This window comes from Cyanobacterium sp. HL-69 (assembly GCA_002813895.1).
In the GTDB taxonomy this organism is placed as follows: Bacteria; Cyanobacteriota; Cyanobacteriia; order Cyanobacteriales; family Cyanobacteriaceae; genus Cyanobacterium.
In genome coordinates this window covers 2,014,942-2,027,408 of sequence record CP024912.1, presented here as the reverse complement: position 1 = coordinate 2,027,408, position 12,467 = coordinate 2,014,942, and the positions used below count along the sequence as shown (strand labels likewise).

At 37.5% G+C, this 12,467-nt stretch carries 15 protein-coding genes; 4 read left to right on the top strand and 11 right to left on the bottom strand.

Annotated elements, in window-relative coordinates:
• Window positions 1-33 precede the first annotated feature (33 nt).
• From AA637_RS09315 to AA637_RS09280, 8 genes are all read right to left on the bottom strand, one after another.
• Complete coding sequence (locus AA637_RS09315) at window positions 34-447, bottom strand: type II toxin-antitoxin system VapC family toxin (protein ID WP_446682531.1); 414 nt, start codon at window positions 445-447, stop codon at window positions 34-36.
• Window positions 444-707, bottom strand: a complete 264-nt coding sequence (locus AA637_RS09310) for a hypothetical protein (RefSeq protein ID WP_446682530.1) — start codon at window positions 705-707, stop codon at window positions 444-446. The genes AA637_RS09315 and AA637_RS09310 overlap by 4 nt, the downstream gene beginning before the upstream one ends.
• 86 nt (window positions 708-793) lie before the next feature.
• Window positions 794-1,627, bottom strand: a complete 834-nt coding sequence (locus AA637_RS09305; protein WP_446682529.1) for a PulJ/GspJ family protein — start codon at window positions 1,625-1,627, stop codon at window positions 794-796.
• A gap of 145 nt (window positions 1,628-1,772) precedes the next feature.
• On the bottom strand, window positions 1,773-2,555 hold the full coding sequence (locus tag AA637_RS09300) for an Rpn family recombination-promoting nuclease/putative transposase (protein ID WP_446682528.1): 783 nt from the start codon (window positions 2,553-2,555) through the stop codon (window positions 1,773-1,775).
• Between the two features lie 81 nt (window positions 2,556-2,636).
• A complete protein-coding gene (locus AA637_RS09295) occupies window positions 2,637-3,215 on the bottom strand; it encodes a pilus assembly FimT family protein (protein WP_446682527.1) in 579 nt (192 codons plus the stop codon).
• Window positions 3,193-3,801, bottom strand: coding sequence for a type IV pilus modification PilV family protein (locus tag AA637_RS09290; protein WP_446682526.1), 609 nt, complete (start codon window positions 3,799-3,801; stop codon window positions 3,193-3,195). The genes AA637_RS09295 and AA637_RS09290 overlap by 23 nt, the downstream gene beginning before the upstream one ends.
• Window position 3,802: 1 nt before the next feature.
• Complete coding sequence (locus AA637_RS09285; protein ID WP_446682525.1) at window positions 3,803-5,422, bottom strand: hypothetical protein; 1,620 nt, start codon at window positions 5,420-5,422, stop codon at window positions 3,803-3,805.
• Between the two features lie 478 nt (window positions 5,423-5,900).
• Complete coding sequence (locus AA637_RS09280; protein ID WP_446682524.1) at window positions 5,901-6,347, bottom strand: hypothetical protein; 447 nt, start codon at window positions 6,345-6,347, stop codon at window positions 5,901-5,903.
• 38 nt (window positions 6,348-6,385) lie between these two features.
• Here AA637_RS09280 and AA637_RS09275 point away from each other — a divergent pair, with 38 nt between their 5' ends.
• Genes AA637_RS09275 through menB form a run of 3 tightly spaced genes read left to right on the top strand, consistent with a single transcriptional unit; the run spans window position 6,386 to window position 8,628 of the window.
• Window positions 6,386-7,162: an HAD family hydrolase gene (locus AA637_RS09275; RefSeq protein WP_446682523.1), complete on the top strand. Its 777-nt coding sequence runs from the start codon at window positions 6,386-6,388 to the stop codon at window positions 7,160-7,162.
• Between the two features lie 39 nt (window positions 7,163-7,201).
• A complete protein-coding gene (locus AA637_RS09270) occupies window positions 7,202-7,789 on the top strand; it encodes a hypothetical protein (RefSeq protein ID WP_446682522.1) in 588 nt (195 codons plus the stop codon).
• A 5-nt stretch (window positions 7,790-7,794) separates the two neighbouring features.
• Window positions 7,795-8,628, top strand: a complete 834-nt coding sequence (gene menB, locus AA637_RS09265) for a 1,4-dihydroxy-2-naphthoyl-CoA synthase (protein ID WP_446682521.1) — start codon at window positions 7,795-7,797, stop codon at window positions 8,626-8,628.
• Window positions 8,629-8,713: 85 nt separating this feature from the next.
• On the opposite strand, the gene AA637_RS09260 is transcribed toward menB, so the two are convergent.
• Entirely contained in the window at window positions 8,714-9,904 is a 1,191-nt protein-coding gene (locus tag AA637_RS09260; RefSeq protein WP_446682520.1) for a glycosyltransferase family 4 protein, read from the bottom strand.
• 169 nt (window positions 9,905-10,073) lie between these two features.
• On the opposite strand from AA637_RS09260, the gene AA637_RS09255 reads away from it, so the two are divergent.
• On the top strand, window positions 10,074-10,715 hold the full coding sequence (locus tag AA637_RS09255) for a bifunctional 4-hydroxy-2-oxoglutarate aldolase/2-dehydro-3-deoxy-phosphogluconate aldolase (protein ID WP_446682519.1): 642 nt from the start codon (window positions 10,074-10,076) through the stop codon (window positions 10,713-10,715).
• Here the strand turns inward: AA637_RS09255 and thiS are convergent.
• Window positions 10,696-10,911 (bottom strand): sulfur carrier protein ThiS, encoded by a 216-nt coding sequence (thiS, locus tag AA637_RS09250; RefSeq protein ID WP_446682518.1) that lies wholly within the window; start codon window positions 10,909-10,911, stop codon window positions 10,696-10,698. The genes AA637_RS09255 and thiS overlap by 20 nt on opposite strands.
• 248 nt (window positions 10,912-11,159) lie before the next feature.
• Window positions 11,160-12,425 (bottom strand): phosphoribosylamine--glycine ligase, encoded by a 1,266-nt coding sequence (purD, locus tag AA637_RS09245; RefSeq protein ID WP_446682517.1) that lies wholly within the window; start codon window positions 12,423-12,425, stop codon window positions 11,160-11,162.
• Between the last annotated feature and the right edge of the window lie 42 nt (window positions 12,426-12,467).

The window sequence follows — 12,467 nt, the reverse complement described above, 5'->3', positions numbered from 1 at the left end:
CGAGGGGATAAATTTTTTTTCAGTAATATTACATTACATTAAATTAATAACATTAAACGTGTTTTTATCGTTAATTAAATAGAAGAAAAAATCTGAATCAAAAGTTAATATAGAATGTAAATTTAATTTTTCTGCAACAACAACTAAAGTAGCATCAGCTAAATCCATTGGACGATCTTTATATTTATCCATTAATTGAAATAAACGAGAATAATCAAGCACTTCAATAGGTTGTAAAAATAGCAATTGTTCTAATAATAAGTTACTTAATTTGTTTTGCATTACCCACCCTCCTCTTTGCAGACTTAGATACATAGCTTCCGTAAAACAAGACCAAGTAGTTATTAAAGTAGAAGGATTATTTTTAATAAAATTTTTTACAGCTAAATGACGGGGTTGAGATGGATCAACCAGACAAAATAAAGGTGCTGTATCGCAAATTATCATAGTTCTAAACCTTGCTTTTTATACTTATCTATTAATGATGTTTTATATTCATTTTCAATATCAGTTAAACTTTTTAAAGATTGAGAATTTTCTAGTTGATCAAACCATTTATTCCATTTATTTGCCACTTTATTAGACTCTGATTTAACTGTCAAAATAACTTGGACATTCTCAGAACATTTATTTAAATAATCTTGAATTTCATTGGAAATAATTAATTTTCCTTCTTTTACTTCTAGGGTGAATGTTTGCTCGTTCATAAATAATAAATAGTGAATGTATAACAAATTGAATAATGCTTACCTAATAAGATAGCAACTATTAAAAAAAACTAAACTTTTAGTCCCTAATTCTGTCCCGCACGGGCAAAGGTGACAACATCAACTTGAATAGGATCGCCATTAATTATATTTCCATACAAGAAAATTCTTACTAGGCGATTTTCGTCGTTATTTTCTTCTAAACAAAAGCGAAAACCTCCAAACCCCGAACTATCAGCCCCATAAATTGCGTCACTTCCCGTCCAATTTGTATCATTCTGACTACAAAAATCATCAGATGCGATCGTGCCATCAGGAGTAGGAAAATCAATAGGAAAATCAGTGGGATCATCTTCATTGACGCTAATCAAACCATCAGCAACAGTAATCCAATTACTTTCGGCTACACTACAAGTATCATCACTCCTATCAGAAGTAGTTTTATCATCACGGACTTTAGTAAACGTTTTTCTTCGTAAAATTCCTGGTTTGAACCAAATAGAGTCTGAACTGCTAATATCTTGATAACCGTAGTAAGTAATTGCATCTGGTACGTCACAACTAGGAATAATTCCACCGCTACCATCATCATTATTGGTGGTAGCATAAGTTAATTTTAAACAGTTCACAGAATCAACATCTGTACTGTCACACTCTCCTCCTGCGGTAGCAGAAGTAGCTTCAACCGAGATAGCCTGTTTAATATCTTCTTGTATATAAACTAGAGTTCTTGATAAAGAAGTAAGTTGATCACTTTTGGAATTGACATTTTGATTCGCTCTTAAGATATTAATAAAACCACTGGTAGTGGCGGTTAAAACAATACCACTGATAACGAGCGCCACTAATAATTCTGTGAGGGTGATTCCTAGATCATTTCGTTTCTGTAGTAGTTTGAGTAAAAGTTTATAGTTTTTCATGGTTTTAAATTTAAGATTTTGTTTTTATTAAAATAATCATATTCTCGTTAAGCTCTCCCTCCAAACTTGGGGGTATATCATACCGTTGGTTTTGCCCTCACCCCCAACCCCTCTCCCAAGGGAGAGGAGAGAAAAAGACTCCCGATTAATTTTGCTCATTTCCAGCTATTTTCTTAACCAATTCAATATCTAATTCGAGGGCTTGGGCTATTTGTTCGGCGGTTAAACCTAGTTTTAACAGGTTAGGAATACTAGATATTTTTGCATCAATTTTGCCTTCAGCGTAGGTTTCTTGATAAAAACGAGTTTTTTTGAAGTCTGATAGGGTAAACATTCTTGCCAATTCCTCCCTAGAATAATTACTAAATTTGTAGGTTAATATTTTCTCTAATAGTTCTATAATATCTTGGTTTTTTGTGGTTGAGTTGTCCGCTTTTTGGGCTATGGAAAACAGTTTTTCTACTTGGGTTTTTGCCTGAGATTGTGGAGCGATAATTAGTTTCATAATTTCCACTCCAATACTATCAGTGGTGTTTGAGTTTAATTCATCAAGATATATGACAGTTAATTTACCTGAGTCTTGAAATTCTTGATAATAGGGTGGTAGGGATATATCTAAACTTTTTTTTGCCCACATAACAACTGCACAGAAGTTTTGCGGTGGTTTGTATTGCCCTAAGTAAGTAAATATTTCAGTAAATAACCGATGATAAAGGGAATCATCTTTTTGAAATTGTACCTCCACAAAATAGATGGGTTTATCATCATTGAGAGGGAGAAAAAGTCCGTCTATCCTTTTGGCGAGTTGTTTTAATTCTTGAGATGTAAACTGATATTCTTTGGCTAATTGGGGGGATAACCCAAGCAGGGAGAATAGACTATCAGGAAGATTTAAGAATAGTTCGTAAAAGATAGAGTCGGTTTTCATTTCATAGAATTTGAAGTTTATTTGTGTTCCCCTCTTATGAAGGCAGGGGTGATCAAACCTGCCAACACTGAGAAAAGTTAATTAAGGGTTGCTGTCATCATAACGGGCATTTTCAGGATTATCACAATCATCCGCATTACCATCAACGGGAGTCATATTACCCGTGCGTATCATGCCCAAAGTGTTAGAAATTACAATACATTTTCCTGTACCTGAAATCGCACTAGGGGGACTACTGTAATCTTGGCGAAAAAATCTTATAGTTTGTATATCAGCAACTTCGGTTTCACCTCGAAAATCAAAGTTTATCGTTTGTGGTAAAGCTCCTGCCGTGGATGAAACGTTAACAATTGATGAATCATAAGTAACAGTCTCTAGTAAGCAACCTGCAGGACTGGCACTAACGGAAGTTGCATTAATAGTCACGTCACAATCTGTACTAAGTCTATTTGCATTAATTTGGGCTTCCTTAAGAGCCGAAGTTACTCGTCTAAAAGTTTGAGTTACTCGATCTTGGCGCTGAGAATTGATTAGACTGGGGGTTGCCAGTGCGCTACCGATGCCAATAATTACTAAAATGGCAACTATTTCTACTAGGGTAAAGCCTTTTTGAGGGTCTTGATTTTTTAGTTTAAGTTTAGTCGCAACTAAGTGCAGCATCTGGTATTACCTCCGTTGATAGGGTTGTTACACGATTAGGGTTATCTTCATCTGGAGCAGTGCTATAACTTGCACTAGAATTATAACGAGGATGAGCATCAAAACCACTACTGGCAGGAGCGTAAGCTATTACATGGTTTATAACTAATGTGTTACCAGAAGGTGTGTATGTTCGGAAAACTCGATAATTTTTGCCATTGACACTTATCGGATTAGCAGGATTTTCGGGGTAATTACCATCAATAAAATCTTCTAGTCTTGTTCCATAGGTTGAGTTGGTACAAGCATCGTTTCTTGATAAAGTTAGACTAGATTCAGGATTGTCGGGATCTATATCTAAACTAAAAGCCTGATAACGAATTAATTCTAAGTCCTGCTGAACCCAGTTCAGGGCTTCGTTTTTATCTTGGGCCTGGACTCGGAAAAAGGTAGCGAGTACCACTGCTTGGAGTGAGCCGAGGACAAATCCTGTAACCACAAGGATGGTGACAAGGACTTCGATTAGGGTAAAGCCCGAGTGGTTATTTTTCGCTTTTAACCCTGATAAAAGTTGTAATTGAATTATTTTCAAATTATTATTACTCATATTAATTCAATCCCTCCCGTTGCCATTGTGAGATAGTTTCAATTCTAGGCGGTAAGTTACCTGGGACAAAACTTGTACCCATACCTAGCATATCCCAACTATCTATTTCTTGAATTGCTACTACTTGACCTGTGTTAGAACCACAAGTGCTGGGGGGATTAAATAATCTTGCCCAGACTGCCCCAATAAATCCATTTCCAGCACCCGTACCTGCTGCACCTACGGCATAATCAGGGGCAAAAACAAAGCCAAAAATTTGAGCGCCACCACTTAAACAGATATTGGGTTCTGTAACGTCATCTACGCTAGGGTTTCTTTGTTTACGCCCTAGTATTACTAGATTAGAATTGCGATAAAGACTTGTTTCAGCGGAAGAAGTGTAAGTGACAACGTTAGTGCTAGTGTTACAACTATAACCAGTGCTGTTAGTACAGATGTTCTCTATGGTTTGACTGCCTCCCAAAGACACATTACCATGTAAGTGAAGAACAACCTTTCTGCCTGGAATAATTTTTAATGTACTTCCTCCGTTATAGTTAATGCTATTAACTTTGTATTCATACACTTTTATATCGTAGTTAGTTCCATCATGACTCACAGTTTCAGTTCTCATTGGTAAGTCACTGGTACGAGGTAAGGTAATACTATTAGTCAAATCGCCTAGATCATAGTATTTTGGATCGCCTACTGGTTCGGGGGGCAATGGAGGAAAGGTTGCTTTTGAAAGAATGACATCATTTCCTGGAATTATATTTAAGCCAATATTATCGCAACTTGGCGCAAGTAATGTCGCATCAATTTGGCTATTCGTCGGAGATAATATACTTTGCTGACTAATCCAAACTCCAGGAAACTCAATAGATGTGGGATCTGATTGGACTAATGGAAAACTTACTCTTATTTGACCTTGTGATCTACTAGAGTCATTATTGGTAAATAAGTTTGATGTGGAAGTGGCATTGGGATTGACTGAACTTCTAATAACCATTTCCCCGAAGGCATAGGTATCGCCTTGATTTTTCCCTATTCTGGCATTTTGTAATTCTTGGTAACTAACAAATAATTCTCCTCCCGGCTTTTTTATCACATATCCTAATAACTCGAATCCACCCTGATTAATTTTATCTGGATTTACTGCTTGACCGTTCTGAAACGATTGAATTTTATCAGGGGTGCTTGTTGAGGAACTATAGGAGTTAACAACATTTGTACAAGTTTGATTTGATGATGAAGTGTTGGGGTAAACTCCTTCTACTGCGCTTGAAGTACTAATACTTGACCAATCTTCTACCCACTCCGAATCACTATCTAATATCGACTCTACATCTTCTAAGGCTCTGGGATATTCTGCTAACCTAGAGTTTCTGGCAATAAAATCATGAACTCTTGTTACGCCTAGTTCTCCAACTTCTTGCGCCCTGACTGACATTTCATCAGAAGCAACGTTGGTTCTATTCCTGCTAGAGGTAAAAATCATGGTGCTAGTGGCACCAATGAGCAGAACTCCCAGGGAAATGGCGATAATGAGGGTGTTTCCTGCTTCTTGGTTATTTTGTCCTAGTCTTTTCTGCCATAGCCAGAATAGGGATTTTAAGGATGATTCGGGTGGTTTGTGGGACATAGCATTTATTACTCCGCTTGGCTTAGTATTAATAGTAGTTGAAAAGAAAAGTTAATAATTATTTAGTTTTGTATTTAATTATCGTAATCAGGATATGTGATTAGTTTTTTTTAATAATTTAAATAATGATTATTACAACTAAGTGTTGCTTGAATCTTGTTATGGTCTATATGTTTTGTTTTGTCATATAGTATGTATCTTTATTATAACTTTATTATATTAGCGGTGTTTATGTACTGGGAAATATATGTAAGTAAATATACCTGAGTTGTGAAACTAATGTTATTCTTCCATAATTGTTAGTAAGTAAAAAAAAGAAATTGCTTTATTTTCATGTTTTTTGTGACCTTGTTCTATCCTTCATTTTAAAAGAAAAAGAGAAGGGAACATGGTATCGTTTGTAACCCTATCAAGTTGCCATGAAGTTTTATCTATCTTGACTTTTTTTCGAGTAATAGTACCATCACCAACAATTAAACTAACTTAAAAATATGTTGATCGTTAAAAATATAGTTGAGATAATCATTAAGATATAGGCACTATTAAGACAACTGTTTTTTCTTTGATAAACTCTGTGTAACTTCCATAACTCCTCTTGCCAATATTTAATGACATACTGTTCATTTACTATCACACTTTGAGTATCCTGTGGTAAATCACTAAAAATAAAATATTCATACCTATATTGAAATAACCCCACAACACAGACAATTAACAAAGCAAATAATAAACTCATTTCTATAGACTGAAAAACAATTTTTAGTACCTGATTATGGTTTAAGTATCCTGAAATTATTAACAAAATTACTACTAGGGAAAAAATAACCATCAAATAGTTATCGATTCTCGTAATTTGTTTTTTTAAATCCGTTAAAGTTTCTTTGGTTAAAGAATTAATTATAGACTCATGTATTTCTTGATTCATGGTAATTTACAATAAAAAAATAAAAACTAAAATATCTTATGAATAAAATCTTAGCACTAGATTTTGATGGGGTCATTTGTGATGGCATGGCAGAATATTTCCATAGTAGTAGATTGACTTACGAAATAATTTGGAAGAGTAAAGTAAAAAATTTAGAGTATAGCCAAGAAGTTTTTCAATATTTACGTCCTACCATCGAAACTGGGTGGGAAATGCCGTTAATTTTTCGAGCTATTGAAATGGAAAAGAATAAACAATTTTTATTTAATAATTGGCAGAATGTTGTTAAAGATATTATGAAAAAAGATAATATAACCAAAGAACAAATAGCCAAAGAATTAGACTTAGTTCGACAAAATCAAATTAATAATAATATTGAGCAATGGTTAAGGTTACACAATTTTTATGATGACATTGTAGAAGTAATAAAAGCAATTATTTATAAAAACTATAAAATATTTATCATTACCACTAAAGAAGGAATTTTTGCTAAAAAATTATTAGCAAGTCAAGACATTGACACAGATAAAATAACCTTTTGGGGCAAGGAACAAAAAAGAAAAAAATACGATAGTCTGAGGGTAATTTTAGACCAAGAAAAAGTTAAACCTACTGATATTTGCTTTATTGAGGATAGACTGGAAGCATTAGAGGGAGTACGTCAACAACCAGACTTGGCAGGAATAAGATTATTTTTAGCCTCCTGGGGTTATAATACCCAAGAAATTAGAGCCAGTGTCACCCCAGAATCTGGTATCACATTGTTATCTTTAACAGATTTCACTAAAGGTGATATGGTTAATTTATTCTCCTAAACACAATTTTACCTCCAGTTAATTAGACTAATTAACCCGATGACTTACAGCACTAAAGAATTAATTGATTTTTTAGAAATGGAATTGAAGGCCACTTGGAGTGGCAAAAGATTGATTTTTAATACCTCTGAAAAGCTAGATAATCCCGTTGTTTCTAAGGCTCTTGATATGGATAAAACGGGGCGAGTATTTATTTTTAGAGATTTTCGTCGCCAAATTCATGAGTATCAAGAAAAGAATAATGTTTCTGGTTTAATCAAACGAAAGATTACTTTTAAGGGAAAAAGTTTTAGTTTTCCAGAAGTATATAATCAATTAATTGCGATCGAGGGAGATAAGGATTTTTTGGTGGGGGCTAAGTCTTCGGTACTAGATTTTTGGCACGAAGTAACGGAGGATATGAAATATTATTTATCAGAAGATAGGGAAAATGAGTTAACTTCCGAGCAGTTAGAGGAATTGTATCAAGAAGCGGAGTGGGCGGAACTTGATACAGGAAAAGATGAGGTATATTTGGGTTTATGTTGGGGAAATCCTAATGAATATGTCAATCAATGGGCGCAACCTGAGTCGGGCTGTCGGCGGATAATTGCTAGTTATGATAAACCGAGTTCTATTAGTATTTAAAAGTAATGAATTTTAATTGGGAAAAGGTCAAGGAATATCACGATATTTTATATTTTAAACAGGGAGGAATTGCAAAAATAGTTATTAATCGTCCCCATAAACGTAATGCTTTTCGTCCACAAACGGTATTTGAATTATATGATGCTTTTTGTGATGCTAGGGAAGATCAAAAAGTAGGGGTAATATTGTTAACGGGCGCTGGGCCCCATACTGATGGTAAATATGCTTTTTGCTCTGGGGGCGATCAAAGTGTGCGGGGTAAGGCAGGATATGTGGGTAATGATGGGGTGCCTCGTCTTAATGTTCTGGATTTGCAACGGTTAATCCGTACTATTCCCAAGGTGGTGATTGCTTTGGTAGCAGGGTATGCCATTGGGGGTGGTCATGTTTTACATCTTATTTGTGATTTGTCCATTGCGGCGGATAATGCTATTTTTGGGCAAACTGGGCCAAAGGTGGGTAGTTTTGATGGTGGTTTTGGGGCTAGTTACTTGGCTAGGGTAGTGGGGCAAAAAAAAGCCCGTGAAATTTGGTTTTTGTGCCGTCAATATAACGCCCAAGAAGCCCTTGATATGGGTTTGGTTAATAAGGTTGTACCTATAGAGCAATTAGAGGCGGAGGGGATTGATTGGGCTAGGGAAATTTTGGCGAAAAGCCCCATTGCCATTCGTTGTCTCAAATCAGCTTTTAATGCGGATTGTGATGGACAAGCGGGGTTACAGGAGTTGGCTGGAAATGCGACGTTGCTTTATTATCTGACGGAGGAGGGGGCTGAGGGTAAACAGGCATTTTTGGAAAAACGTCCACCAAATTTTGATGAATATCCATGGTTGCCGTAATGTTTTGGGTTTGCTTGATGCGATCGCCTCTTAATTCCTCATTAATACATGACCCCCCTTAATGAGGGTGGAACTCAAACCGTAATTATTCCCAAGTAATTTGGCGACGCTCTTTTAAAATATGGGTATATACTGCTTCTGTTTGCTTGGCTAAGTCGCCCCACCTAAATCTATCTTTTAAATCTTGATAGGCGTTTTTGACTAATATTTGGGCATAGTCTGGGTTTTGTAATACTTGTAAAATTCCCCAAGCAAGGGAGTTATAATCATTGGCATAGGTGGTAATGCCTGTTTTGTTGTGTTGTACTACTTCGGGTAATCCTCCTGCGTTGGAAACCACTACAGGCACTTTTGAGGCAAAACTTTCTAGGGCAACGATGCCAAAGGGTTCGTATAAACTGGGGAAAACGGCACAGTCGGCGATGGTTTGAAATTTGTTGAGATCTTCTTCTGACATAAATCCTGTAAAATAACATCGATCCCATATGCCTAGTCTTCCTGCTTGAACTTTCATGGCATGGGTATCACCTCCGCCAATGATAACAAATTTTGCTTTTCCCCCTGTGGCTCGTAAAATCTGGGGGGCGGCATTTAATAATACTTGAATTCCTTTTTCATAGGTCATTCTGCCGACATAGTAAATTATTTTTTCGTCATCGGCGGCATATTTTCGGCGAAACTCCATTTTATCGAAGTAGGGGGGATGTTGCTTTTTTTCGGCTCTGATGCCGTTATAAACTATGTCAATTTTATCCCAAGGGCAATGGAAAACTTGATGGATTTCTTGGCGCATATAGTTACTACAGACGATGACTCGCCATGCGTTGTATATAAGATTGGCTTCGTGATAAAATACGTGGGCTTGGGTTTGGTTGTGGATGCCATTGTGTCGGCCGTATTCGGTGGCGTGGATGGTGGCTACTAAGGGTATTTTATATTGATGTTTAAGGGCGATCGCACTTTCTGCCACTAACCAATCATGGGCATGGATTAAATCAAAAGTACCCATATTATTAATTAATTTTTGGGCGTGACTTTGCATACTGCGATTCATGTTTTTTACCCACTCAAAAAAATTATCATGGGGGGCGACGGGCACACGGTAAATTTTGAGTCCTTCTACCTTTTCGTAAGCTGGGGCGCTACCAAATTCGACGGTAATTAAATGTATATCATGATTTAATTGAACAATTTCAGGATATAATTCTGCTACATGACGAGCAATGCCCCCTACTATTCTCGGCGGAAATTCCCATGCTAGTACCAGTATTTTCACGCTATCCCTTCCTTGTTGATTGATGATGTGTTAAAGAGTGACAGTAATTAAATAATAAACTGTTGTTTTACCTTGGTGAATAATGCTCTTTTGTGCAAAATATTTGCATTTTTCTTACTCATTATTAATGATTGTCGAATAATAATCAATTCTAACCACTAAAAAATTAATGCTCGACTGTTGGTTCTCCCTTCTCAAACAATATCGTCTCATTGCTGTTATCAGGGCTTCCAGTCAAGAAATAGGGGAAAAAATGGCTTACATTGCTTCGCAGGGAGGTATTAAATTAATCGAGGTTACTTGGAATAGTTATCAGCCAGAAAGATTAGTCTATCACCTACGCCAAACACTCCCTGATTGTTATGTGGGAGTAGGTACAATTTTGACCATGGCACAGTTAAAAAATGCCATAGAAGCCCAAGCCCAATTTGCTTTTAGTCCTCATTTTGACCAAGATTTACTCAACTTTGCCCATTACCATCATATCCCTTTTAACCCTGGTACTCTTTCCCCTACCGAGATTATCAACGCCTTCGATGGAGGGGCAAGGGCGGTTAAGGTTTTCCCTGTAAAAGCGTTGGGAGGGGTGGACTATATCAAAAGTTTGCAAGGCCCCATGAATCAGTTTCCCTTGATTCCCACGGGGGGAGTAACCATGGCTGAAACTATTGATTTCCTTGATGCAGGGGCGATCGCCGTTGGGCTTTCTGGGGACTTATTTCCCACGGATTTGGTGAGGGCAGGAAAATGGGAGGAAATGGGCGATCGCATTTACCAACTAATGCAAAAAATTAACCGCCTCCCACAATAGTTACCACCTCAAGGCGATCGCCATCTTGTACCATGGTAGAATCCCAATATTGACGATGGAGAATTTCCCCATTATACTCTAGGGCAATTAAACGAGGATTAAATTTTAAGATCTCCAGAAGTTGCAGTAAAAGCAGATTGGTTTCAAAGTGGTGAGTTTCACCATTAACTGTAATATTAATTTTTTCTTCCTCCATTAATTAGAAGTTACAGGACTTACGCAAGATGATCCCCCTAAATCCCCCTTCATACTAAATCCCGTTTCAATAATATACTAATTAGGGCGGGGAACAGAGAACAGGGAACGGGGAACGGATAGTAATTATTTATTGTCAATTGTTACACGGTGAATAATAGTAAACTCTATTAATCGGATTTGGTATCATAAGGGGGACTTGGACATAATAGACATATCTCATAACTATGAGAAATACTATATTAATTGTCAATTGCGCATAATGCGGTGTCCAATGTCACGGCGAAAATAAATACCCTCAAAAGAGATTTTATCCATGGCATGGTAAGCAGAGGCGATCGCACCTTGAAAATCATCAGCCATGGCAGTTACCCCTAATACCCTACCACCATCGGTTATAAGGCGATCATCCATTAACTTTGTACCTGCATGAAATACCGTCGCCCCTGTGCTTTGTGCTTCCATTACCCCAGAAATTTCCTTCCCTTTTTCATAACTCCCAGGATAACCAGCTGATGCCCCCACCACACACACCGCACTACCTTCGTGCCACTCAAAAGGAGGTAAAGAAGCCAAATTTTGCTCGGCACAAGCCAAAAGCACATCAAATAAAGGAGTTTTGAGCATGGGTAACACCGCCTGAGTTTCAGGATCTCCAAAACGACAGTTAAATTCAAGGGTTTTGGGTTCACCCTCTGGGGTAATCATCAATCCGGCATACAACACTCCCCGATAGTCAATGCCCTTATCCTGTAATGCCTTGAGGGTAGGTTGCAAAATTTCTGTGTAAATGCGATCGCTCATTTGGGCATTCACCAAGGGAGTAGGAGCATAAGCCCCCATACCACCAGTGTTTGCCCCCGTATCACCTTCCCCCACCTGTTTATGATCTTGGGCAGCTATCAAAGGACGAATAGTAAGCCCATCAGTGAGAGCCAGAACAGACACCTCCTGCCCCGTCAAAAACTCCTCTACCACCACCGTAGAGAACTTTTGGGCAAAAAGTTCATCAATAGCCCCTAACGCCTCACCTAGGGTCATAGCTACCACCACCCCTTTTCCTGCTGCCAACCCATCAGCCTTTACCACAATGGGCGCACCCTCTTGAGTAATATATTCCTTCGCCTCCTCTGCACTGGTAAAAGTAGCTGATTTTGCCGTAGGTACATTGGCACTAACCATCAAATCCTTAGCCCAAGACTTACTCGCCTCGATGGTTGCCCCCGCTTTATCGGGCCCAAAAACGTTAATATTATGTTCTTTCAGATAATCGGTAATGCCCAAAGATAGAGGTAGTTCTGGCCCTACTACCACCAAATCGATGGCTTCTTTTTTGATTAAATCCACCATGGAAGTAAAATCATCCACGGCAATTCCTACATTAAGACAATTGGCTAGGGTGGCAGTGCCTCCATTACCAGGAGAGCAAAAAACTTGTTTTACTTGAGGAGATTGTAACAACTTCCATGCCAAAGCGTGTTCTCTTCCACCATTACCCACTACTAATACTTTCACGTTCTTTTTTCCTTGCACTCATCTACATACAAGGCTTAATTT